Source organism: Amycolatopsis stemonae, from assembly GCF_054781455.1.
Genome location: NZ_BAAGUJ010000024.1, coordinates 99,136 through 122,818 on the forward strand (window position 1 = coordinate 99,136; position 23,683 = coordinate 122,818).

Below are 23,683 nucleotides of genomic sequence, written 5' to 3' on the forward strand. Positions count from 1 at the left end.
GTACGTTCGGTTGGTCACGCTCTGAGCGTTCTGGGAGGTTCGCGTGCGCACCTGGTTGCGGTCGTGCTTCGCCGCCGTCACCGTCAGCGCCACGCTGGTCGCGACCGGGCTCCCGGCCGCCGCCTGTGGCGAGGACGACAAACCCGCTGTTCCGGCCACCCGAACGCTGGGCGACCCGGGCGCGATCAAGAACGTCAAGGCCGTCGGCAACGTGCCCGACGCGGCCGGCGCCATCTCGGTCAACTTCCTCGACTACGGCCGCCGCGACGTGATGGTCGTGTCCGGCGAGTTCGGGCTGAAGGTGTACGACCTGACCAAGGACCCGGCGGCGCCGAAGCTGGTCGGGCAGGTCAGCCTGCCGGGCCTGTGGGAGACCGAGGACACCGAGGTCGACCAGAACCGCAAGCTGGTGTTCCTCTCCCGCGACCCGCGCGCGTTCGGCGGCACCACGCACACCGGCGAGTCCGGCATCTACGTCGTCGACGTCTCGAAGCCGGAAGCCCCGGCGATCCTCAGCTACACGAAGGTCCCGGCCGGCCACACGACCAGCTGCGTCGACGGCTGCCGCTACCTGTGGACGGGCGGCCCGGCGAAGGCCGACGACCAGCCCGCCGACTGGGGCGGCCGGCCGGTCTGGGTCACCGACGTGCGCGACCCGCGGCACCCGAAGGTGAACCCGGAGCCGATCGAGCTGGCCCGCAACGACGGCAAGACCGACTACGTGCACGACGTCCAGGTGGACGAGGACGGCGTGGCCTGGGTGTCCGGCCGCGGCGGCGTGCGCGGCTACTGGACGTCCGGCGTCCACCGCGACCCGCTGTCCGGCAAGGTCCACCGCGCCACCGCGCACGAGCCGATCCCGTACGCGGGCGGCGGCATCGCCGAGACGGCGGCCCCGTCCCGCTTCATGCACAACAGCTTCCACCCGGCGGGCCACCGCATCGGCGACGGCGCGTGGCGCGGCCAGGACCTGATCTACGCGACGGAGGAGAACTTCGTCGACGGCTGCGCGGGCGACGGCGTCCTGACGATCTCGTCCCTGGCGGGTTCGTACCACGGCGAAGGCTGGCGTTCGACGCCTTCGCAGCCGTTCCGCCTGCAGAGCATCGGCACGTGGAGCGTCAACGGCCAGGAGGGCAGCGACCCGGCATCTGACGACTGCTCGGCGCACTACTTCGACGTGCGGGGCAAGGTGCTGGTCCAGTCGTTCTACTCGCAGGGCACGCGGTTCCTGGACGTCAGCGACCCGACGAACCCCCGCCAGATCGCCTACTACCGCCCGGGCGACGCGAGCGCCTGGGCGCCGTACTGGCACGGGAAGTACGTGTACGTGGCCGACAACGCCCGGGGCATCGACATCCTGCAGCTCACGAAGTAGCGCTTGATCCACCGGAGGCCGCCGCCGAGCCCGCTCGGCGACGGCCTCCGGTGCGTCTTCAGCCGCGCAGCCAGACCGCCGTGTCCGTCGGCAGTTCGTCCGTCACCGGACCGCTCGCCAGCAGCACCTCACCAGCGGGCAGGGGCACCGGGGAAGCCGAGAAGTTCAGCGCGAACGTGAACTCCGGCCCGAGCCGGAACGCCAGCACGTCTTCGCCCAGCGAAAGCCACTCCAGCGAGCCCGCCGGGAGGTCACGCCGCAGCCGGAGGCCGGCGCGGTACAGCGACAGCATCGAGTCCGGGTCCGCCGCCTCCGCCGAAGCCGTGTACGCCTTCCACTCCGCCGGCTGGGGCAGCCACGCGCCCCCGGAACCGAAGCCGAACGGCGGCTCGTCGCCGGACCACGGGAGCGGGACGCGGCAGCCGTCGCGGCCCGGGTCGGCGCCGTTCGTCCGCGCCCACACCGGGTCCTGCCGCAGGTCGTCCGCGATGTCCAGGACTTCCCACAGCCCCAGCTCTTCACCCTGGTAGACGTACAGCCCGCCGGGCAGGGCCAGGGTCAGCAACGCCGCCGCCCGCGCGCGCCGGGTGCCCAGCTCGCGGTCCACCGGCAGCTCGTGCAGCCGGTTCGCGAACGAGAACCCCGTGTCGCCCTGCCGGCCGTAACGCGTCACGTGCCGCGTGACGTCGTGGTTCGACAGCACCCACGCCGCCGGCGCGCCGACCTCGTCGTGCGCCCGCAGCGTGCGCGTGATGACGTCCCGGAAGCGCGTGGCGTCCCACGGGCACACCAGGAAGTCGAAGTTGAACGCCGAGTGCAGCTCGTCGCGGCGCAGGTAGCGCGCCGCGCGGGACATGTCCGGCAGCCACATCTCCCCGACCAGCACGCGCTCGCCCGGGTAGCTGTCGACGATCTTGCGCCACGAGCGGTAGATCTCGTGCAGCCCCTCCTGGTCCGAAAACGGCGTCTCGTCGCCCTCGTCGACGTCGGGCAGCCGCGGGTCCTTGACCAGCCCGTCGGCGACGTCGATGCGGAAGCCGTCCACCCCCCGGTCGAACCAGAACCGCAGCACGTCCTCGAACTCCGCGCGGATCTCGGGGTTGTCCCAGTTGAAGTCGGGCTGGCGCGAGCTGTAGAGGTGCAGGTACCACTCGCCGTCGGGCACGCGCGTCCACGCGGACCCGCCGAAGCGCGACTTCCAGTTGTTCGGCGGCTCGCTCCCGTCCGGGCCGCGGCCGGGCCGGAACCAGAACCGTTGCCGCTCCGGCGATCCCGGGCCCGCCGCCAGCGCGGCCTGGAACCAGCGGTGCTCGTCGGAGGCGTGGTTGGGCACGATGTCGATGATCACGCGGATGTCCCGGGCGTGCGCCTCGGCGATCAGCTGCTCGGCCTCGGCGAGCGTGCCGAACAGCGGCTCGATGTCGCGGAAGTCGGCGACGTCGTAGCCGCCGTCGTCCATCGGCGACGGGTACCAGGGGGTGAACCAGATCGCGTCGATCCCCAGGCCGGCCAGGTGGTCCAGCCGGGCGCGCACGCCGGCGAGGTCGCCGACGCCGTCGCCGTTGCCGTCCGCGAAGCTGCGGATGTAGATCTGGTAGATGGCCGCGCTCCGCCACCAGCCGGTGTTGTCGGTCACGAAAGTGCCCCTCCTAATCGTTGGGAAAACCCGGCTCAGCCCTTGATGCTGCCGGCGGTCAGCCCGGCGAGGATCTGCCGCTGGAAGGCCAGGAACAGCGCCACCATCGGCAGGCTGGCCAGCACCATCCCGGCGACGAGCACGTTGAGCGGCATGTCGATCGCCACCCTTTGCAGCATCACCGAGAGCGTCTGCTTTTCGGTGTCCGGGAACACCAGCAGCGGCCAGATGAAGTCCTTCCACGCGGTGACCACCGCGAGGATCGACACCACGGCCAGGATCGGCCGCGAGATCGGCAGGATGATCCGCCAGAGCGTCCGCACCGGCCCGGCACCGTCGATGCGCGCCGCCTCGATGAGCTCGTCCGGGATCTGGTCGAAGAACCGCTTCAGCAGGTAGATGTTGAACGCGTTCGCCGCGGCGGGCAGCCAGACGGCGGTCGGCGAGTTGATCAGGTTGAGGTGCACCAGCGGCAGGTCCGTCACCGTCACGTACGTCGGGACCAGCAATGCCGTCGCGGGCAGCATCAGCGTCGCGAGCATCAGCCCCAGCACGACGTTGCCGAACTTCGGCCGCAGCTTCGACAACGCGAACGCGGCCGGGACGTCGATGGCCAGCTGAGCCAGCCACGCGCCGCCCGCGACGACGAGCGTGTTGAGGAAGTACTTGCCCAGGCTCAGCTGGTCCCACGCGTCGGCGAAGGTTTCCGGGTGCCACCCGCGCGGGACGAGCGTCGCCGGTGTCGCGGCCAGCTCCTGCGGCGACTTCATCGCGCCGGTGACCGCCCAGTAGAGCGGGAACAGGAAGGCGAGGATGAAGATCACCAGCGTGCAGGCGAAAACCACGCCGTAGACGACCTTGCCGCGCGGGCTGCGCAGCGCGCTGGGGGAGACGAGGGTCCTCATGACTGGTCCGCCTTCCGCGTCAGCCGGACGTACCACGCCGAGAACACGCCCAGCGCCACGAACAGCAGCAGGCTCATCGCGCTCGCCGAGCCGAAGTCGTTGTAGACGAAGGCGTAGCGGTAGAGCAGCAGGAGCACGGTGACCGTCGAGTCGTCCGGCCCGCCGCCGGTCATCACGTACGGCTCGGTGAACACCTGCATGGTCGCGACGATCTGCAGCAGGAGCAGCACCAGCAGCACGAACCGCGTCTGCGGGAACGTCACGTGCCGCAGGCGTTTCCACAGGCCGGCGCCGTCGAGTTCCGCGGCTTCGTACAGCTCGCCGGGGATCGTGCCGAGCGCGGCCAGGTAGATGAGCGTGGTGCTGCCCATGTTGGCCCACGTCGAGACGAACACCAGCGACAGCATCGCCGTGCCGCTCGAGTCGAGCCATTGGCCGCCGGGCAGGCCGACCGCGCCGAGCGCGGAGTTGAACAGACCGGGACCCGGGTCGTAGAACCACTTCCACATCAACGCCGTCACGACCGGTGGCAGCATCACCGGCAGGTAGACGGCGAGCCGGAAGAACGCCTTCGCGTGCCGGATCTCGTTGAGCAGCACCGCCGTCAGGAACGGGACGGCGAACCCGAAGACCAGCGCGAGCCCGGTGAACAGCAGCGTGTTGCGCCAGGCGACGCCGAACAGCGGGTCTTCGAAGAGCTTTTCGAAGTTGGCGAACCCGACCCACGTCGGCGCGTTGACGAAGTCGACCTGCTGGAAGCTCAGCAGCACCCCGCGCACGATCGGGTACCACGAGAACAGCGCGAACACCACGAGCGCGGCGCAGAGCAGGCCGTACGCGGTGAGGTTCTCCCGGATCTTGCGCTTGAGCCGGGTCCGGCGGCGGTCTTCCGGCGAGGCGACCGGGCGCCTGGCCCGCGACGAGGACGTCGCGGGCCAGGCGAGCAGGCTACTTGACCTGGGCGAGGACACTGTTGACCTTCGACGACGCCGACGACAGCTGCTGGTCGATATCGGCGTTCTGGTCGGTCAGCACGGCCTGCATCACGCTGTCGAGGGCGGCGTAGATCTGCTGCGCACCCGGCGGCTCGATGCTGCCCTTGATCTTGCTGGTCGTGTCCACATAGGACTGGTAGTTCTTCGCGGGGACGTTGGCGTACTTGGCCTTCAGGGCCAGCTGCTGCTCGCGCACCGAGCCGGTCCAGACGTCGGGAGTGGGCTCCGCGGGCAGGCCGACCGGCTGCTTGCCGTCGACGTACTGCTGGATGTGCTTCTCGAAGCGGTCCGGGTTGAGGTACTTCCACTGGATCCACTCGAGGCCGGCCTTGATCTTCTCCGGCGACGCCTTCGGGTTGATCATGTAGCCCTCGCCGCCGAGCAGCGTGCCCTGGCCGCCGGGCATGCCGGCGATGCCGTAGTCCTCGTACTTGCCGTTGAACTGCTTGACCAGCACCGGGACGTTGTCCGGGGCGGCCATGTACATGCCGAGCTGGCCGGCACCCATCATCCGCTGCACGTCCGTGGCTTCCAGGAGCTGCTTGCTGCCCATGGAGTTGTCGGTCCAGCGCATGTCGTGCAGGTACTGCAGGGCCTGCTTGCCCTTTTCGTTGTCGAAGTCGGCGACCCACTTGTCGCCGTCCTTGCGGGCGATGTCGCCGCCCATCGAGTACATCCAGCCGGTCAGGTGCCAGCCGCCCTGGTTGTTCTTGCTGTAGTCGGCGTACCCGACGACACCGTTGCCGAGCGCGGCGATCTTCTTGGCGTCCGCGCGGACCTCGTCCCAGGTAGCCGGCGGCTTGTCCGGGTCGAGCCCGGCCTTCTGGAACAGCGGACGGCTGTAGAGCAGGCCCATGGTGTAGTTCATCGTCGGCAGGCCGTAGAGCTTGCCGTTCGCGTCGCGGAAGTTGTCCAGCAGTTCGGGCTTGATGTCGCCGACGTGCGGAACGCTCTTCACGGCTTCGGTGATGTCGGCGGCCTGGTGCCGCGCGATGATCTGCGCGGGGTCGGTGAAGTAGACGTAGTAGACGTCCTCGAGCTGCCCGCCGGCGAGCTTCGCGGAGAACGTCTTCGGGTCCATGAACCCCTCGTGGGGCTGGATCTGGATGTTCGGGTGGGACGCCTCGAACTCCTTGACGTCGGCGTCGAAGACGCTGCGCTCGAACGGCTGGCTGGTCGGCGGCTGGCCGGTGACCGTGATCGTCACCTTGCCGCCGGGCTGGGCGGCGTTGTCACCGTCGCCGCAGGCGGCCACCCCCAGGGTGAGACCGCCTGCGGCGAGCAGGCACAACACACGGCGGGGCACGGATCGGGACCAGGGACTGCTCATCTCAAGCCTCTTCTCGGGGTCGCGACGGCTGTCACGTGATTGCGGTCACCATAAAGTGTGAGACCGGATCGACGCAATAACCCGACGGAAATCTGCAAGTTACGAACAGGCAGCGGCCGACTGGTGCCCGACAGGGCAAGGCAAAACGCAAGCGACGTGCGTGAAGGGTCAACACGCGTGATCAGAAGGTCAACACACGTGATGGAGAGGTCGACTCTCCAAGCACGCGTGTCGGCTCGCTGATCACGTGGGACGGCGAAGGGCGCGACAGCCGGAGCTGTCGCGCCCTTGGGGAGTGGGGTCAAGCGGTGCGGCGGGCGGTGGAGCCGCGGACCACCAGCTCCGGTGCGAAGAGCAGTTCCTCCGCCGCCACTTCGCCGCCGTTGATGCGTTTCACCAGCAGTTCCACCACCGCGCGGCCCATCGCCTCGATGGGCTGGCGGGTGGTCGTCAGGGGCGGGTCGGTGCAGTTCATCAGGGCCGAGTCGTCGTAGCCGACCACCGAGACGTCCTCCGGCACCGACAAGCCCTGACGCCGGGCCGCGCGCACCGCGCCCAGGGCCAGCAGGTCGCTCGCGCAGAGCACCGCCGTCGCGCCGCGGGGGTAGAGGCGGGCCGCCGCCGCGTGGCCGCCTTCGATCGAGAACATGCCGTGCTCGACCAGTTCGTCCAGCACCGGCAACCCGAGCTTCGCGGCGTACGCCTGGAACGCCGCGAGCTTGCGCTGGGACGGCACGTGGTCCGACGGCCCGAGCACCAGCCCGATCTTCTCGTGCCCCAGGGAGCTCAGGTGCCCGACGACCTGCTCGACGGCCACGGCGTCGTCGCACGAAACCTGCGGCAGGCCGAGGTGGTCGACGGCCGCGTTGATGAGCACCGTCGGCAGCCGCCGCTCGACCAGGTGGTGGTAGTGCGAGTGGACCGCGTCCGCCTGCGCGTACAGCCCGCCGGCGAACACCACACCCGACACCTGCTGCTGCAGGAGCAGCTCGACGTACTCCGCCTCCGACACCCCGCCCGCGGTCCGCGTGCAGAGCACCGGCGTGAACCCCTGCTGGGCGAGGGCGTTGCCCATGATCTCGGCCAGCGCGGGGAAGATGGGGTTCTGCAGCTCGGGCAGCACCAGCCCGACCAGCCGGGCCCGCTCGCCGCGCAGCTGCGTGGGCCGCTCGTACCCCATCACGTCCAGCGCGGTGAGCACGGCGGCCCGGGTGCTCGCGGACACCCCGGACCGGCCGTTGAGGACCCGGCTGACCGTGGCTTCGCTGACCCCGACCTGGCGGGCGACTTCGGCAAGACGACGCGTCATAGGTGAAACTTTACAGCAACCGGGCGCAAAAGTAAGACAAGCCCGGACCGGTGTTCCGACCGGTCCGGGCTCGCCTGCGGCTTGACTAGGCGGCGCTCACTTCGAACTCCGAGACCTGGCCCGCGGGCCAGCCGGTGTTGCCGGTGAACGTCAACCGGACGAAACGCTGTGACGTCGCCGTGAAAGACGCCGACGCCGTGTTGCCGGAAGCCGGATCGAACGCGTAGCCGCGTGAGCCGACCAGTGTCGTGTACGAACCGCCGTCCGTGCTGCCCGAGATCGTCACCGTCTGGGTCCGCGCGCCCCACGCCGACGACGGCGGCAGCTTGAGCGTGACCTTGTTGATCGACGTCGCCGCGCCGAGGTCCACCGTCAGCGTCTGCGGGAACGCGTTGTTCGCGCTCTCCCAGTACGAGTTGGCGTCCCCGTCCACGGCGTTCGACGGCGGGAAGCCACCGACCGAAGCCGACGCGCTGATCGCCTTCCCGCGGGCGACGTTGCTCCCGGACTGCGGCGGCTGCGGCGGGCCCGAGTTGGGCGCGGGCCACGACGAGCAGTCGCTCCAGGTGCCGGTCCAGCCGCTGTTGCCCGACCCGCCGAACGTCATGCGGGGGATCGACGTCGGGTAGGGGCAGTTGTACGTCCCGGTCACGCCGACACCGGACGCCGTCAGGTTGCTGATCGACACCGAGCCCTGCGTCTGCGACTGCGCGACGAACGTGCCGGCGCCCTGCACCGAGACGCTGTCGATCGTGATGCCCTGGATCGGCTTGCCGGCGCCGTTGCCGTCGATGAACTGGATCGCCTCGTACGGGCTCTGGATCGCGGTGAACCCGGTGACCCGGATCGTGACGCCGGTGATCGCCTGGTCCCGCGCGTCGAACCACAACGCGCCGACGCCGAACTGCCAGTTCGGGTCGAGGGCCCCGGCCCGCAGCGCCGTGTTGTTCGACAGCGTGACCGTGCCCGACAGCGGCACCGAGTTGAACCGGTTCGCGACCAGGTAGCCGCCGCCGAGGGCGTTGGTGTCCTGGACCAGGTTGCCGCTGACCGTGTTGTCCGACCCGCCGTACAACGCGATGCCGTTGGCCAGGTTCGGCTGCACGATCGTGTTGTTCAGCAGCGAGTTGCCCGAGTCGGCCTGCCCGTTGGACCACAGCGCGAGGCCGTCGTCGCCGTTGTTGCGCAGGTAGTTGTTGCGCACCGTCGAGTTCGTGACGGCACCGTCGAAGTTCACGCCGTCGGCCTGGGTGTCGAGGATGCGGTTGTTCTCGATGGTGAGGTTCGACGACGCGCCGTTCATCAGCCACAGCCCGCACTTCGTGTCCTGGATCCACAGGCCGGACACGACCGAGCCGTTCCCCAGCACGCCGTGGAACGCGTTGTCCGGGCTGCCGTCGTTGCGTTCGGTCACATCGCCGAACACCGCGAAGTCGTACAGCTTGATGTTCCCGGACGCGCTGCCGTTGTTGAAGATGTTGTTGCCGTGCAACACGGTGTACCACTGACCCGCGCCGCGGACCGTCGTCTGGTCGATCTGGAGTGCCGACCCGATTTCGAACCGGCCCGGCGGCACCCAGACCTCGCGGCCCTGCGAGCGCGCCGCCGACAGCGCGTTGCGGAACGCCTGCGAGTCGTCCGATGAGTCGTTCGCCGTGGCACCGTAGTCGGTCACCGAAAGGGAGTTCGCCGGCTGCGAAACCGCGCCGCCGACCTGCTCGAAGTCGGCGAGGTCGATGGTCGCCTGGCCGACGTCACCGGAGTTCGCCTGCACCCGGACCTTCGCGCCCGCCGCCAGGTTCTGCCCGAGCAGCAGGCGCGCGTCGTCGAAGAAGTGGTGCGTCTTCGAGCCCGTGATGAAGCCGGTGTCCACATAGGTGTAGCGCGAGGTCACGGGCAGGGCGAGCGTGGACCCGTTGACGGACACCGAAAGCCGGCCGGAGGAGCCGTCGGGCAGGTTGTAGTGGACGTTGATCGAGTTCGCCGCGGCGGGCAGCGTGAACTCGACGTACTGGCCGGTGGTGATCTTCACGGCCTGCCGCCCGGACGCTTCCGAGGCGATGCTGCCTTGCGTGTAGTCCGGGCCGACCGACGAGCCGTTCGTGGCGGAACACTCGGCTTCGACGGTCCGGAACGGCACGCTCGCGCCGCCGGACGCCCTCGCCGGGCAGGTGGCGGCCGCGGCGGGCGTGCTGCCGGACAGGATCGCCAGGCCGGACGCGGCGAGCGCGACGGCGAGTAAGGCGGGAATGCGGGACATCGTCATCACCTCTCAGGACGAATAGGCTTCGAGTTCGGACAGCTGCCCGGCGGGCCAGCCGGTGTTGCCGGTGAAGGTCAGCCGCAGGGTGCGCGCCGACGTCGCGGGAAACGTCACGGTCGCGGTGTTGCCGGACGCCGGGTCGAACGTGTAGGTCGCGGACGCCTTGACGCCGTCGACGGACAGGGTCTGCGTCCGCGCACCCCACGAAGGCGGCAGCTTCAGCACCAGCCGCGAGACGCTGACCGTGCTGCCGAAGTCGACGGTCAGCGACTGCGGGAACGCGTTGTTCGTGCTCTCCCAATAGGAGTTCGCGTCGCCGTCGACGGCGTTGCCCGGCGGGAAGCCGCCCTGCGAGCCGGACGCGCTGACGCTCTTGTGCAGCGCGAGGTTCCCCGACGGCTGCGTCGGCGTGGTGGTCGGCGGAGGAGTTGTGCCGCCGTTGTCGGAGCCGTAGACCGGGGTCGGCCACGAGCCGCAGTACGTCGTCGTCCAGCCGGAGTTGCCGCCCTGGTCGGCCAGGCCGCTCAGCGCGTCCGGGCCGAGGCAGTTGTAGACGCCCGCCCGGCCGACCCCGGTCGCGACGACGTTCTTCACCGAGCCGGTCGGCTTGGCCTGCAGCTGCCAGGCGAACGTCCCGGCGCCGGTGATCCGGACGTCGCTGAAGTGGACGTCCGTGGTGGCGCTGTCGATGAACTGGATCGCCTCGTAGTTGTTGTCCTGCAGGTCGAGGTCGGTGACGTCGACGCGGCCGGTGATGGCCGAGTCGCGGCCGTCGAACCACAGCGCGCCGACGCCGAACTGCCAGTTCGAGTCGAGCACGCCGGTGCGGATCGCGGTGTTGCGCGCGACCGTCGTCGTCCCCGACAGCGGCACCGCGCTGAACCGGTTCGCGATGTGCAGGCCGCCGCCCTGGTCCTGGTTGTCGGCGACGACGTTGTCGGACACGGTGTTGTCGTGCCCGCCGTAGATCGCGATGTTGTTGGCGAGGATCGGCAGCAGCACGGTGTTGAAGGAGAACGTGTTGTCGTGGTCGGCGTCGTGCTCCGACCACATCGCCAGGCCGTCGTCGCCGGTGTTGCGCAGGAAGTTGTTCGTCACCGTGACGTGGCTGATGCCCTGGTGGAGGTTCAGCCCGTCGGCCGTCTGGTCGAGGATCCGGTTGCCGGACACGGTGAGCCCGTCGAACGGCCCGTCGAGCCACAGCCCGACCTTCGTGTGCTGCAGCCACAGGTTCTGCACCACCGAGCCGCCGCCGAGCGCGCCGCCGACGGCGTTCGACTGGTCGCAGTCGACACGGGCGTCGACCTGACCGATGATCGCGAAGTCGTACAGCTTCACCGCGCTGCTCGTGCCGGGCACGGCGGGGTTGCCGGGATAGGTCGACGTCCCGCAGCTCGCCGGTTCGCCCTTGCCGAAGATCCCGGCACGCGGGCCGGTGAGCACGGAGTACCAGGGCCCGGCGCCGCGGAGGGTCACCTGGTCGACGGTGATGTGGTGGCCGAGGGTGAACGTCCCCGCCGGGATCCAGACTTCCTTGCCCTGGCTCTTCGCGGCGGCCACGGCCGAGTCGAACGCCGCGGCGTCGTCGCTCGTGTCGCCCGCGGTGGCGCCGTAGTCGGTGACCGACACCGAGTTCGCCGGCCGCGTCGCCGCCGGGGCGACCTGCTCGAAGTCGGCCAAATCCACCGTTGCCGGGACGTCACCGGCGTCGACCTGCAGCTTGATCTTCGTCCCGGCGGGGTAGGAGGTGCCGAGCAGGGCCCGGGTCTCGTCGTAGAAGTGGTGCGCGTGGCCGTCGCCGGGGTTGTTGGTGAACGGGTAGGAGCCGTAGTACCAGGCCCACTTCGACGTCAGCGCGAGGTCGCGGTTGTGCGATCCGTTGACGTACAGGGAGAGCGTCCCGGTCACGGAATCCGGGACGCTGTACCGGACGTCGATCGAGTTCGCCGGGGCGGTGAGCGTGAACTCGACGTACTGGCCGGTGCCGGACAGGGTCACGGCTTTCCGGCCGGACGCCTCGCCCGCGAGGGTGCCCGCGGCGCGGTCGGGGCCGATGACGGACCCGTTCGTCGCGGCGGTTTCGGCTTCCTGTTCGACGAACGGGACGGTGGCGCCGCGGCCGGCGGCGAGCGCCGAGCTTTCGGCCGGGACCGCGGCGATCGTGACGCCGGCGGCGGTGATCACCGCGGCGGCAAGGGCACCCCAAAGGATTTTGGGTGCGCTGAAGACAGAGCTGGGGGACATGGGCAGCACTGGCCTTTCCGGCAGCAGGTGGGGACCTCTGTGACGGGGATCATACGAATCCTGGACAAGAATCCGCAATAGTTCGACGAACTTACGCAAGTTTGCGACAAGAACTGACGGCTACCCCGGATGCCCGACGCCCGCTTACGCCCGCCGGAGCAGCGGCCGGACCGCCGGGAAGCGCTGCTAGTTTCGGGGCATGAGCCAGCGACGTGCGGACGGCAGCGCGGGGGACGCCGACTACGGCGCGATCGGCGGGGTCTACACCGACTACCGCAAGCCGGACCCCCGGATCGGCCGGTACATCGCCGACGCGCTGGGGGAGGCGCGGACCGTGCTCAACGTCGGCGCCGGCGCGGGCGCGTACGAACCGGAAGACCGGGAAGTGACGGCGGTCGAGCCGTCCGCGTCGATGCGCGCGCAGCGCCCGGCGGACCTGCCGCCGGCGGTCGACGCGGTGGCCGAGAAGCTGCCGTTCCCGGACCGGGCGTTCGAGGGCGCGATGAGCACGTTCAGCGTCCACCAGTGGAACGACCTGTGGACCGGGCTGACGGAGATGCGCCGGGTCACCCGCGGCCCGATCGCGATCCTGACCTGCGATCCGGCGCTGCTGCGGCGGTTCTGGCTGCTCGACTACGCGCCCGAGGTGATCGAGACCGAGGCGCGGCGCTACCCGTCGGTAGACGACATCGCCGACGGCCTCGGCGGGCACACGTCGATCGTCCCCGTGCCCATCCCGATCGACTGCACGGACGGCTTCAACGAGGCCTACTACGCCCGCCCGGAACGCCTGCTCGACCCGGGCGCGCGGCTGTCGTGCTCGGCGTGGAGCTTCGTCGACGACCGCGTGCACCACCGCTTCGCCGCCGAACTGCAGCACGACCTCGACGACGGCACGTGGGACCGCCGCTACGGCCGGCTGCGCGAGCAGGAGACGTTCGAAGGCTCGCTGGTGCTCGTCGTCTCGGACCCCACCGCGTGACGCCGCCGCCGTTCGACCCCGAGCTCGCGCCCGTCGTCGAGACCCTGCGGGCGCTCCGGCCGCCGCTGGCGTCGCTCGCCGACATCCCCGGCCGCCGCGAGCTGAACGCCGCCGAGCACCGGACGGTCGAGGAGCTGGCCGCGGCGTACCCCGCGCACAAGGTCGCCGAGGAGTACGCGGGCGACGTCCCGCTGCTGGTCATGAGCCCGGCCGAGAGCGCGGGCGTCCTCTACTACGTGCACGGCGGCGGCACGATCGTCGGCAGCCACCTCGGCTCCGACGTGCCCAACCTGCTGGCGTGGGCGGGCGAGCTGAACCTGACGGTCGTCTCGCCGGGCTACCGGCTCGCACCCGAACACCCCTACCCGGCACCGGTCGAAGACTGCTACGCGGGTCTGCTGTGGACGGTCGAGCGGTTCGCCGGCCCGGTCGTCGTCGGCGGGGTCAGCGCGGGTGGTGGGCTGGCCGCGGCGACGACCCTGCTGGCCCGCGACCGCGGCGGGCCGCGGCTCGCCGGTCAGCTGCTCGTCTGCCCGATGCTCGACGACCGCAACGACACGCCGTCCGCGGTGGACCTCGACGGCCGCGGCCTCTGGGATCGCGCGGCGAACGACGTCGGCTGGACGGCCTACCTCGGCGAGCACCGCGAAGACGTCCCGGCGTACGCGGCCCCGGCCCGCGCCGGCGACCTTTCCGGGCTGCCGCCGGCGTTCCTCGACGTCGGCACGGCCGAGACGTTCCGCGACGAGGTCGTCGCCTACGCGAGCCGGATCTGGCAGGCGGGCGGCGAGGCCGAGCTGCACGTCTGGCCGGGCGGCTTCCACGGCTTCGACTCGCTGGCCCCCGAAGCCCGGCTCAGCCGGGCGGCGCGGGCCGCCCGGCTGACGTGGCTGCGCCGGTTACTCGGCCAGTAGGTCCTGCAGCTCGCGCACCGCGCGGGCCAGCTCGTCGGCGAAGCGGTACATCTCGTCCGACACGTGCTTCGGCGTGCTGAGGTAGATGTTCCAGCGGTCCGGCAGCAGCACGTACGCGATGCCGATGCACTGCGGGCTCGTCGAGCCGAAGCCGAAGTACTGGATGTTGACCGACGGCGCCGAGCTGGTGCTCAGGTAGTCGTCCCGCGTCTTGAGCCAGCCCGGCGAAGTGAAGAACGACGGCGTCTCCGTGTCCCCGCGCCGCTTCCCGATCAGCTGCAGCTCCCACAGGTGCTGCTCCGGCGCGTCGCCGGCCTGGCACTCCTTCGCCCGCGCGACGTGCTTCGCCGCGGCCGTGCGGAACGCCTCCCGCTTCTCGTCGGCCGAAGCGTCCGGATCGGTCAGGACATCGGCGAAGCGCACGACCTCGGGCGTGACGACGCGCATCGCCTCGGTGCGGCCGTTCTGGAACTGCCGCGTGGCGATCGACTCGTACGTCGCGCCGGTCAGGCTCTTCGCCCGCCGGTGCGCCAGCTGGTACGCCATCTGTGCGAAGGCGTCCGGCGACATCTTGAGTTCCTTCGCCCGGTCGGCCCCGAAGTCGAACGACACGGTCTGCGTCGCCGTCGCGTCCGCGTACGCCCGGAAGGCCGCTCCGGCCGCACGCGCGTCCTCGCGGAGTGCGTCGGTCAGCGTGAACTCGACGACCTCGTACCCCGGTGCCCGGTCGGCGGCCTCACGCGGTGTGCGGGCTTCGCTCAGCAGCGCGTCGGTGAAGCCGAGGATCGTGGTCCCGTCGAGCTCGCAGTGCTCGACGTTGATCCCCGCGGTGCCGTCCTCGAACACGACGAGCGACACGGCCTTGTCGTACCAGCGGTTGTCGCCGTGCAGCAGCCGGTCACCCGCCTCCAGGGTGGTCGACGGCGTGAAGTCGTCCAGGCAGACGCAGAACAACGCCGTCTCGATGGTCTCGAGCGCCTCGGCGTTGCCGGCCTCGAGCAGAGCCTTGCGGCTGGCCGCCCACTCCGCGCGGGCTTTGGTGGTGAAGTGCCCGGCCGGGACGTCGGTGACGTGGTCGTCCTTGAGGATCGCGCGCAGCCCGTCGGCGATCTGCTCCGCCGAATACGGGCGGCCGTCCTCGGCGATGACGTCCATCCGGAACGGCGTGCCCCTCGAGAACACGACGACGTGCCGCTCGGGCGACGGGAAGCGCGTACGCGCGGTGTCCAGCAGCTCGCCCGGGATGCGCGTGGCCGAGAAGAGGTACTTGTGCTGCACCATCGACTGCGGCGCGCCGCGCAGCAGCACCGGCGGCACCAGCTCGTCGTCGAGCTTCAGCTTGTAGTCCACGGCCGCCGCGGTCAGCTCCGCCGCGCGCTCCACCTGGCCGAGCGAGGACTCGCGGAACAGGAAGAAGAAGTTGGCGTTGAGCGCGATCCGGTCGCGCCGGCCGAGGTAGCGGTACGGCCAGAAGGTGTCGAGCCAGCTGCGCACACCCGGCGTCCGGTCGTACTCCTCGAGCGCGGCCTGCAACTCCGGTCCGGGGCCGGCCACGAACTCCGCGAGCGCCGTCTCGGTCTCGGCCAGCTCGTCCGGGGTCAGCAGCGGTGCGCACCACTCGAGGAACCGGCGGCGGCTGTCCTCCAGCGTGGGGACGGGAACGCGGGGGAGCCGGTCCTCGTTGCCGAACGTGCGGGTGGACCATTCCGGACTGCTCACGGTCATCCTTCTTCGTCGAAGTTTTCCAGCGCGGTGGCCAACGCCGTCGCGCCTTCCGGTCGGGAAACATACAGCTGCGCGTAGAGCCACCCGTCGGCCTCGAGCCCGGTGGGGTCGACCCCGGCGGCGTCCAGGGTGCCGAGGATCTGCGCCTGCTCCTCTTCGGACGCGAACCGCCGCTGCCGGAACACCCCGGGTACCGCGGCGGTCTCGTACCCCAGCGCGGCGAGGCTGTCCGCGACGGGGTCGTAGGAGAACATCCGCAGCACGAAGTGCGCCATCCACGGCCGCGCGCCGCGGGCGATCCGGGTGAGCGTCTTCTCGGTGACGTACCCGACGCAGCCGGTCGAGATCACCAGGTCGACGTCGTCCAGGAGCTTTTGCTGGGTGCTGTCGGGGTCGTCGCGCTCGAAGTCGGCGTGGATCGCCTCGTCGAGGAACCCGGCGGAAAGCGCGTACTCGAGCGCCGGCGCCGACGCGTCGAGCCCGTGGAACTTCGCGCCACCGGGGCCGGCGACGCGCGCCCGGTCGGCCTCGACCAGCCCCGCGTGGTCCAGCGCCAGCACGTCCGGGGCGGTGTAGTGGGCGAAGAGGTCGTCCATGGTGGCGTCGCAGCGCCGGAGCGCGGCGTTGACGCCGTAAGAGCAACCGACGTCGAGCACGGTCGGCTGCTCCGCGGGGTGCTCCTCGATCAGCTTCGCGAAGTACGGCTTCGCCAGCTGGGGGATGTGGTAGTCCACGCGCCTGAGCGTGCCGAAGAACGGCCGCGGGTCGGGGGCGGTGTAGATGTGGTCGAACGAGATCTTGCCGGTCGAGTCGAAAGGCACGGGCCAGGCTCCTGATCAGTCGAGCAGCTCGTCGCCCCGGTCGGTGCGCTCGGCCAGGTGGGCGGGCAGGACCCGGCCGAACAGCTGCCTGGTCCGCTCCGCGCTGCCGATGACCCCCGGGCGCTCGCTGTAGGCGAAGATCGCGGAATGGCGTGCGACCTCGCCCCTCACCGTACTGACCCGGTGCAAGGCGAAGCGTCCTTGGAACAACTGCAGATCCCCCGGACGGAGGCGCAGGCGCTGGACCGGATGGGTGCCGTCCTCGGCGATCACCGCCCGGACGGCGGGGAAGTTCTCGTCCGTGGGGGTCCGGATGCCCGGGCAGTATTCGAACGTCCCGCCGTCGGCCGCGGCCTGCGTCAGCATGCTCACGGTGTAGGAGTTCGTGTCGAAGTGCCACGGGTGCGCGCGACCGGGCGCGATGACGTTGAGCGTCAGCCCCGAAAGCGGGTCGGCGAGTTCGTGCAGCCGAGGCAGGCCGAAGCAGTCCGCGACGAACCGCTGGAACACCGGGCTGGTGTAGAGCCGCGCGATGATCGACGACGCCGGGATGTGGTCACGCGCCACGAAGGCGTTGCCGCGTTCCATGATCGTCCGGCCGGGGTGGTCGTCGGGCAGCGCTTCGCCGACCGCCGTGTTGTAGGCGTTGACCTGCTCGATCTTGGTGTAAGCGTGCGGCTCGAGCGCGGCGCACTCGGTCCGCAGGAGGTCGTGCAACCCGGGCCGGACGAAGTCGGCGAGCACGCTGCAGCCGACGTCGGCGAGATCCGCGCGGGTGCGTTCGACGGTTTCCCGCCAAGTGGGACTGTCCGGTTCGGTGAGCGGGTAGCGGTCGGTGTCGACCATTTCCAGCGGGGCCACGGAGGTGCTCATCGACGTCCTTCCGGCCGGGTGAAGGACCAGAGTTAGCAGATGCCCGCCGGGCAACCTCCCGTTTGTGAGGGGTGACACAAGGTCATCAGGCGCCTACTCGGGTGGCGGGCGCCGGGGGTTTCCCGGCGCCCGCCACCGTCCTACGGAGTCAGCAGCGGCAGCAACGGCTTCCGCACCGCGGTCGCGACGCCGTCCGAAGCCTCCGCCGCGGCGACGCGCTCGGCCGACGGCCGCCCGTAGCCCGTCGTGCGCTGGACCAGCGGGCGGCCCAGCGGCTCGACCATCGCGCGCATGTCGCTGATCGTCTTGTACGACCCGTTCGACGCGCCGGCCATCCGGCTGATCGTCTCCTCCATCAGCGTGCCGCCGATGTCGTTGACGCCGCCCTGCAGCACCGCGCGGCTGCCTTCTTCGCCGAGCTTCACCCACGAGCTCTGGATGTTGTCGATCATGCCGTGCAGCAGCACGCGGGCGAGCGCGTGCACCGCCCGGTTCTCCCGCTGCGTCGCGCCCGGACGGGCGAGCCCGGCGAGGTAGATCGGCGAGCTCTGGTGGATGAACGGCAGCAGCACGAACTCGGTGAACCCGCGCCGCCCGTTCTTCTCCAGGCCTTCGCGCTGCAGCCGCGCGAGGAGCTTCAGGTGCGCGACCCAGTGCGAGGGCGTGTCGACGTGGCCGTACATCATCGTGGACGTCGTCGGCAGCCCGACCTCGTGCGCCGTCGTGACGACCTTGATCCACTCCGACGTCGGCAGCTTGCCCTTGGTGAGCACCCACCGGACGTCGTCGTCGAGGATCTCCGCCGCCGTGCCCGGCAGCGAGTCGACGCCGGACTCCTTCGCCGCGATCAGCCAGTCGCGCAGGGACAGGTTGGTCCGCGACGCGCCGTTCACGACCTCCATCGGGCTGTAGGAGTGCAGGTGGATCTCCGGCTGCCGGCGCTTGACCTCGGCCGCGAGATCGAAGTAAGCGGTCCCCGGCAGGTCGGGGTGGATGCCGCCCTGCATGCAGATCTCGGTCGCGCCCGCGGCCCACGCCTCGTCGACGCGGTCGCCGACCTGCTCCAGCGAAAGCGTGTATGCGTCGGCGTCGGTGCGACGCTGCGCGAAGGCGCAGAAGCGGCAACCCGTGTAGCAGACGTTGGTGAAGTTGATGTTCCGCGTGACGACGAACGTCACGTCGTCACCGACCGTCTCGCGGCGCAGGTCGTCGGCGAGCTTCGTGAACGCGTCCAGCTCGCGGCCGTCCGCGTGCAGCAGCGCCAGCGCGGCGTCGTCGGACAGCCCGGCCGGGTCCTTTTCCGCGCTGCGCAACGCTTCCAGGATGTCCGTGTCGAACTTCTGCGGCCCGGTCTTGATCCGGTCGCCGATCTCCTTCCAGTCCCCGTACACGGAGTCGAAGTCGCTGCGGCGGTCCTCGGTGCGGCCGGTGGTGTCGATCTCGGTGTGCAGGTCGGTCCGGCCGGACTCCTGCCAGCCGCCGTCGGGCTCCTGCCACGGGATGCCGACCGGCACCGCGTCCTCGCGGGCCATCCCGGTGTCGTAGTCGACGAGCGCGGCGACGTGCCGCGTGATCCGCGGGTCCAGCCACGGCTCGCCGGCCTTGACGTACTCGGGGTAGATCGTCAGCCGTTCCTTCAGCTCGAAGCCGGCCTTCTCGGTGCGGCGGGCGAGCTCGTCGATCTGCGGCCACGCGCGTTCCGGGTTGACGTGGTCCGGGGTCAGCGGCGAGACGCCGCCCCAGTCGTCGATGCCGGCGCGGATCATCAGGTCGTACTGGCTGCCGATCAGGTTCGGCGGCGCCTGGATGCGCATCTTCGGGCCGAGCACGAGCCGCGCGACGGCGATGTTCGCGGCCAGCTCTTCGAGGTCGGCGTCCGGGGTCGCGCGCATCTTCGTGTCCGGCTTGGCCCGGAAGTTCTGCACGATGACTTCCTGGATGCCGCCGTAGGTCTTGGCGACCTTGCGGATCTCGAACAGCGCGTCCGCGCGCTCTTCGAACGTCTCGCCGATGCCGATCAGCACCCCGGTGGTGAACGGGACCGAGCTGCGTCCGGCGTCTTCGAGCACGCGGAGCCGGACGGCCGGATCCTTGTCGGGGGAGCCGTAGTGCGGCCCGCCCTTCTCGCTCCACAGGCGGGTCGCGGTGGTCTCCAGCATCATGCCCATCGACGGCGCGACCGGCTTGAGCCGCTGGAAGTCCTGCCAGGTCAGCACGCCGGGGTTGAGGTGCGGCAGCAGGCCGGTCTCCTCCAGGACCCGGATCGCCATCGCGCGGACGTAGGAGAGCGTGTCGTCGTAGCCGTGCGCGTCCAGCCATTCGCGGGCCGCCTTCCAGCGGTCCTCGGGCCGGTCGCCGAGCGTGAAGAGGGCTTCCTTGCAGCCCATCTCGGCGCCCTTGCGGGCGATGTCGAGGACCTCGTCGGGCGACAGGAACGGCGATTCGAGCCGGCCGGGCACGGTGACGAACGTGCAATAACCACACCGGTCGCGGCACAGCCGGGTCAGCGGGATGAACACCTTGCGGCTGTAGGTGATGATCCCGGCGCGCCCGGCCTCGGCCAGGCCGGCGTCGCGGATGCGGGAGGCGTGCTCGGAAAGCGTGGTGAGGTCGTCGCCGCGGGCGTGCAGCAGGACGGCCGCTTCGGCCACGTCCAGTGTCTTCCCGTCACGCGCCCGGGCGAGCGCGCGGCGCATCGCGGAGGCGGTCGGGGCGGTGGCGTCGGGTTCGGGTCCCATTCCGCCCACGCTAGGACCGTCCTCGCGGGACCAGCCAGTGTGTGTTGCGCACCCGGTTCACCCGATCGATGGGGGTGATCGTCGTCGCAGGTCAGGCCGGTGCCGTGGTTGTCGATCAGTGCCTCGGGGTGTATTACCTAAAGGGTGGCATCGGTGGTCGGCAAGAAGATCGGCGGACGGACGTACTACTACCTGGCGGAGTCCGGCCGGGTCGACGGCAAGCCGCGGGTGGTGACCCAGCGTTACCTCGGCACGGCCGACGAGATCGCGCGTGCTGTCCCCGGCGGCGAGCCCGCGTCGGCGTCGTACCGCGCGTACGGCGACGTCGCCGCGGTGTGGGCCACGCTTTCGCGGCTCGACTTCGTCCGCCGGGTCGACGACGTCGTGCGGTCGAAGCCCTCGCTCGGCCTGACCCTGGCCGTCGCGGTGCTGCACCGCGCGACCGCGCCCGGGACGCCCATCGGCGAGTGGTGGGCCGCGAGCGCGGCCGCCGACCTCGTCCGGCCCCGGCTGTCCACAGTGGACGGAATCTGGCGGGCCCTGGAACGTCTTACACCGGAACGCGGTTCGCGCATCGAGGACTCCATCGCCTCCGCGGTCCTGGAGACGCTCGACGACCACGCGGCCCTGGCGGTCGACGTCCCCCAGTTCGCCGCGTTCGCGCCGGCCGACTGCACGCTGCCGTCGGCGTGCCGGGGCGTGCTCGCCGGAGCGGGCCTGCGCGTGACCCGCGACGGCGCGATCCCCCTCAAGTCGCGGGTGTACCGGCGCGACGACGGCACCGCGCCGACGTTCGCCTCGGTGACCGCGGAGCTGGGCCCGGCGACGCTCGTCTTCCACTCCGGCCAGGCCGCGCAGCTCGACCTGGGCTCACGCAGCGGGTTCGTCGGCTCGCTGCCGCTGACCGACCACCCCGAGCTGCTGACCCAGCCCGCGTCCGCCCGCAAGCGCGTCGACCCGGAACGCTTCGCCGGCCTCACCGCGCTGGACACGCACGCGGTCGTCGACGGCGTCCGGCGGCGGGTGATCCTGACCCATTCGGCGACCCTGCACGCGGCGCAGTCCCGCGCGTTCGCCGACGAGCTGGCCACCGCGACCCGCGAGCTCGACGGCCTGGCCGAGGCCCTCGCGGCGGGCACCCACCGCGGCGACCGCGCCCAGGTGCACGCCGAAATCGGCCGGGTGACGCGCGGCCGGCGCATCGAGCGCGTGCTCACCGCCGTGCTGAGCGGGAACCGGCCCGGGGAGATCCTCCTGGAGCGGCGGATCGACACGGCCGCGCTGACCCGGCTCGACGAGGAGTTCTTCGGCAAGCAGGTGCTGGTCACCGACCGGGACTGGCCGATCGGCGACGTCGTCACGGCCTACCGGGCGCGCACCCACCTCGAGTCGACGTTCCGCTGGCTGACCGGGCCGGCCGTCACCGGGCCGACGCCGCGCTGGGAGTGGACGCGCCAGCGGATCGCCGCGCACGGGCTCGTCTCGGTGCTCGCCGCGACGGTGACCCACCTGATGCGCCGCGAGGCCGACCGGGCCGGGATGAACCTGTCCGTGCGGGAGCTGCTCGACCAGCTGGCGGGCATCGGCGAGCTGGTGCTGCGCTACCCGTCCACCGGCGGGCGGCCGCGGACGAAGCGCCTGCCGACCGAGCGGGACCCGGCGCAGCAGGCGCTGTCCGGCCTGTTTCAGCTCTCGCGGTAGATCTGCAGGGCCGAGAAGCTCTGGACCACCGGCATCAGCTCGATGACGTTGATGTTCACGTGCTTCGGCTGGTTCGCGGCCCAGAAGACGGACTCGGCGACGTCGTCGGCGGTCAGCGGCGTGGTGCCCTCGTAGACCTTGTCGGCCTTCGCCGCGTCGCCGTCGAAGCGGACCTTCGAGAAGTCCGTGCCGCCGACCATGCCGGGCTCGACGTTGGTGACGCGGACGCCGGTGCCGTGCAGGTCGCTGCGCAGGTTGAGGCTGAACTGGTGGACGAACGCCTTGGTCGCGCCGTAGACGTTGCCGCCGGGGTAGGGGTAGGTGCCGGCGATCGAGCCGATGTTGATGACGTGGCCGCGGCCGCGCTCGACCATGCCGGGCAGCAGCGCGCGCGTGACGTGCGCGAGGCCGCGGACGTTGGTGGCGATCATCCGGTCCCAGTCGTCCAGCTCGGCCTTGTGGGCGGGCTCGAGGCCCTTCGCCAGGCCGGCGTTGTTGACCAGGACGTCGACCTCGCGCCACTCCGCCGGAAGGGTGCCGACCTTCTCCTTGACGGCTTCGGGGTCGCTGACGTCGAGGGTCACCGGGAGCACGGCCTCGCCGAGCTCCCCGGCCAGCTTCTCGAGCTTGTCCTCACTGCGGGCGACGGCGATCACGCGAGCGCCCTCGGCGACGAACCGGCGCGCGATGGCGTCACCGAAGCCGGCGCTGGCGCCGGTCACGAACACGGTCTGCTGGGTCATGGCGTGGCTCCGCTACTGGTCAGGAACGTGCTGAGTGCGTCGTTGAACTCGGTCTCGCGCTCCAGGTTAGGCAGGTGGCCCGCGCCCTCGATCACCACCAGGGTGGAACGGGCGATCTTGCGGTGGATCAGCTCGGCGTCCTCGACCGGGGTGAACTCGTCCTCCCTGCCGACGACCACGAGGGCGGGGACGTCGATGTGCCGGAGGGTGTCGGTGTAGTCCGGCCGCTCGGCGCGTCCCCTGAGCGCGGCCGCGGCTCCTTCCTTCGGCGCTTCGCGCATCATCGTCCTGACGTGCGCTTCGACGTCCGGCCTGGTCGCGCGGGTGCTCTTCGAGATCATCTTGGGGAGCAGTTCGTCGGCGTAGTCCGCCATGCCCTCCTCGGTGATCCTCTCGGCGGTGTCGATGCGGGCCTGTCTCGCCTCCGGGGTGTCCAGGCCCGCGAAGGTGTCGGCGAGGAGGAGAGCCTCGACCCGCGCGGGGTGGTCTTCCACCAGCTGCATGACGATCTGGCCGCCCATGGAGAGGCCGCCGAGCACGAAGCTCTCCAGGTGGAGCCGGTCGGCCAGGTCCACGAGGTCGTTCGCGAAGACGTCGAGGCCGGTCTTGGTGTCGGTGCTCTTCGACCCGCCGAAGCCGCGGAGGTCGGGGGTGACGACGCGGTAGCCCTGCTTCAGGAGCCACTCGGCCTGGGGGCGCCACATCGAGCGGTCGAAGGGGTGGCCGTGCACGAGGAGGACCGGTGTACCGCCCTTCGGGCCGAGGTCGTCGTACGCGAGGTTCATGCGCACGACGCTAAGCGGAGCTTTGGCGCGGTGCAATACGGTGCAATGTAGTCGGAGCAATGTTCTCGTGCTGGCGCTCCGGGCCGGTTGGGTGCAGACTGAGCCTCAGGCGGGCTTCGTCATGGGCTCTGACCTGCGCCGATCATGTTAAGGGACCCCCCTGTTTTGGCCCCTTTCCCGGCATGTAAAGTTCTCCAAGTCGCCAGGGAGACCGGGCGGCCGCCGGGACACGAACCAAGCTCTCGCGGATCGCGATTGAGTGGGTGTCCCACCAAAAACTGCTAGGAATAACTCGCTTCGAGTAAGGCCGCTTGACGGCGGTGCGACTCGGGGTGTGTTGC

Annotated in this window: 17 protein-coding genes; 4 read left to right on the plus strand and 13 right to left on the minus strand. The window is 70.5% G+C overall.

Going from position 1 to position 23,683, the window contains the following annotated elements; all coding sequences use genetic code 11:
• Positions 1–43 precede the first annotated feature (43 nt).
• A complete protein-coding gene (locus tag ACYVLJ_RS45240) occupies positions 44–1,378 on the plus strand; it encodes an LVIVD repeat-containing protein (protein ID WP_460443345.1) in 1,335 nt (444 codons plus the stop codon).
• Between the two features lie 58 nt (positions 1,379–1,436).
• Here ACYVLJ_RS45240 and ACYVLJ_RS45245 read toward each other — a convergent pair whose 3' ends face one another.
• The 7 genes from ACYVLJ_RS45245 to ACYVLJ_RS45275 all read right to left on the minus strand — a co-directional run bounded on the left by ACYVLJ_RS45245 (position 1,437) and on the right by ACYVLJ_RS45275 (position 12,060).
• Complete coding sequence (locus tag ACYVLJ_RS45245) at positions 1,437–3,014, minus strand: glycoside hydrolase family 13 protein (protein WP_460443346.1); 1,578 nt, start codon at positions 3,012–3,014, stop codon at positions 1,437–1,439.
• A gap of 35 nt (positions 3,015–3,049) precedes the next feature.
• Entirely contained in the window at positions 3,050–3,919 is an 870-nt protein-coding gene (locus ACYVLJ_RS45250; protein ID WP_460443347.1) for a carbohydrate ABC transporter permease, read from the minus strand.
• A complete protein-coding gene (locus tag ACYVLJ_RS45255) occupies positions 3,916–4,890 on the minus strand; it encodes a carbohydrate ABC transporter permease (protein WP_451988518.1) in 975 nt (324 codons plus the stop codon). Before ACYVLJ_RS45255 ends, ACYVLJ_RS45250 begins: the two co-directional genes overlap by 4 nt.
• Positions 4,868–6,244 (minus strand): ABC transporter substrate-binding protein, encoded by a 1,377-nt coding sequence (locus ACYVLJ_RS45260; protein ID WP_460443348.1) that lies wholly within the window; start codon positions 6,242–6,244, stop codon positions 4,868–4,870. The genes ACYVLJ_RS45255 and ACYVLJ_RS45260 overlap by 23 nt, the downstream gene beginning before the upstream one ends.
• Positions 6,245–6,545: 301 nt before the next feature.
• Positions 6,546–7,553, minus strand: coding sequence for a LacI family DNA-binding transcriptional regulator (locus tag ACYVLJ_RS45265; RefSeq protein ID WP_451988516.1), 1,008 nt, complete (start codon positions 7,551–7,553; stop codon positions 6,546–6,548).
• A gap of 85 nt (positions 7,554–7,638) precedes the next feature.
• Positions 7,639–9,819, minus strand: coding sequence for a discoidin domain-containing protein (locus tag ACYVLJ_RS45270; RefSeq protein WP_460443349.1), 2,181 nt, complete (start codon positions 9,817–9,819; stop codon positions 7,639–7,641).
• A gap of 6 nt (positions 9,820–9,825) precedes the next feature.
• Positions 9,826–12,060, minus strand: coding sequence for a discoidin domain-containing protein (locus tag ACYVLJ_RS45275; RefSeq protein ID WP_460443350.1), 2,235 nt, complete (start codon positions 12,058–12,060; stop codon positions 9,826–9,828).
• A gap of 199 nt (positions 12,061–12,259) precedes the next feature.
• Between ACYVLJ_RS45275 and ACYVLJ_RS45280 the strand changes: the two genes are divergently transcribed.
• Together ACYVLJ_RS45280 and ACYVLJ_RS45285 are read left to right on the plus strand one after the other, a co-directional pair.
• Positions 12,260–13,042 (plus strand): class I SAM-dependent methyltransferase, encoded by a 783-nt coding sequence (locus ACYVLJ_RS45280; protein ID WP_460443351.1) that lies wholly within the window; start codon positions 12,260–12,262, stop codon positions 13,040–13,042.
• Entirely contained in the window at positions 13,039–13,956 is a 918-nt protein-coding gene (locus ACYVLJ_RS45285; protein WP_460443352.1) for an alpha/beta hydrolase family protein, read from the plus strand. Before ACYVLJ_RS45280 ends, ACYVLJ_RS45285 begins: the two co-directional genes overlap by 4 nt.
• Here the strand turns inward: ACYVLJ_RS45285 and ACYVLJ_RS45290 are convergent.
• From ACYVLJ_RS45290 to ACYVLJ_RS45305, 4 genes are all read right to left on the minus strand, one after another.
• On the minus strand, positions 13,942–15,681 hold the full coding sequence (locus tag ACYVLJ_RS45290; RefSeq protein ID WP_460443353.1) for a choline/carnitine O-acyltransferase: 1,740 nt from the start codon (positions 15,679–15,681) through the stop codon (positions 13,942–13,944). The genes ACYVLJ_RS45285 and ACYVLJ_RS45290 overlap by 15 nt on opposite strands.
• The gene (locus tag ACYVLJ_RS45295; protein ID WP_460443354.1) at positions 15,678–16,502 is read right to left on the minus strand and encodes a class I SAM-dependent methyltransferase; all 825 of its coding nucleotides are present in this window, start codon (positions 16,500–16,502) and stop codon (positions 15,678–15,680) included. Before ACYVLJ_RS45295 ends, ACYVLJ_RS45290 begins: the two co-directional genes overlap by 4 nt.
• 15 nt (positions 16,503–16,517) lie before the next feature.
• Positions 16,518–17,375 carry a phytanoyl-CoA dioxygenase family protein gene (locus ACYVLJ_RS45300; RefSeq protein ID WP_460443355.1) on the minus strand — a complete coding sequence of 286 codons (858 nt, stop codon included), beginning with the start codon at positions 17,373–17,375 and terminating at the stop codon, positions 16,518–16,520.
• A gap of 140 nt (positions 17,376–17,515) precedes the next feature.
• Entirely contained in the window at positions 17,516–20,113 is a 2,598-nt protein-coding gene (locus ACYVLJ_RS45305; RefSeq protein WP_460443356.1) for a bifunctional FO biosynthesis protein CofGH, read from the minus strand.
• Between the two features lie 153 nt (positions 20,114–20,266).
• Here ACYVLJ_RS45305 and ACYVLJ_RS45310 point away from each other — a divergent pair, with 153 nt between their 5' ends.
• On the plus strand, positions 20,267–21,814 hold the full coding sequence (locus ACYVLJ_RS45310) for an IS1634 family transposase (RefSeq protein ID WP_460443362.1): 1,548 nt from the start codon (positions 20,267–20,269) through the stop codon (positions 21,812–21,814).
• Here the strand turns inward: ACYVLJ_RS45310 and ACYVLJ_RS45315 are convergent.
• Together ACYVLJ_RS45315 and ACYVLJ_RS45320 are read right to left on the minus strand one after the other, a co-directional pair.
• Positions 21,799–22,557, minus strand: a complete 759-nt coding sequence (locus tag ACYVLJ_RS45315; protein WP_460443357.1) for an SDR family oxidoreductase — start codon at positions 22,555–22,557, stop codon at positions 21,799–21,801. The genes ACYVLJ_RS45310 and ACYVLJ_RS45315 overlap by 16 nt on opposite strands.
• Complete coding sequence (locus ACYVLJ_RS45320) at positions 22,554–23,342, minus strand: alpha/beta fold hydrolase (RefSeq protein ID WP_460443358.1); 789 nt, start codon at positions 23,340–23,342, stop codon at positions 22,554–22,556. The genes ACYVLJ_RS45315 and ACYVLJ_RS45320 overlap by 4 nt, the downstream gene beginning before the upstream one ends.
• Between the last annotated feature and the right edge of the window lie 341 nt (positions 23,343–23,683).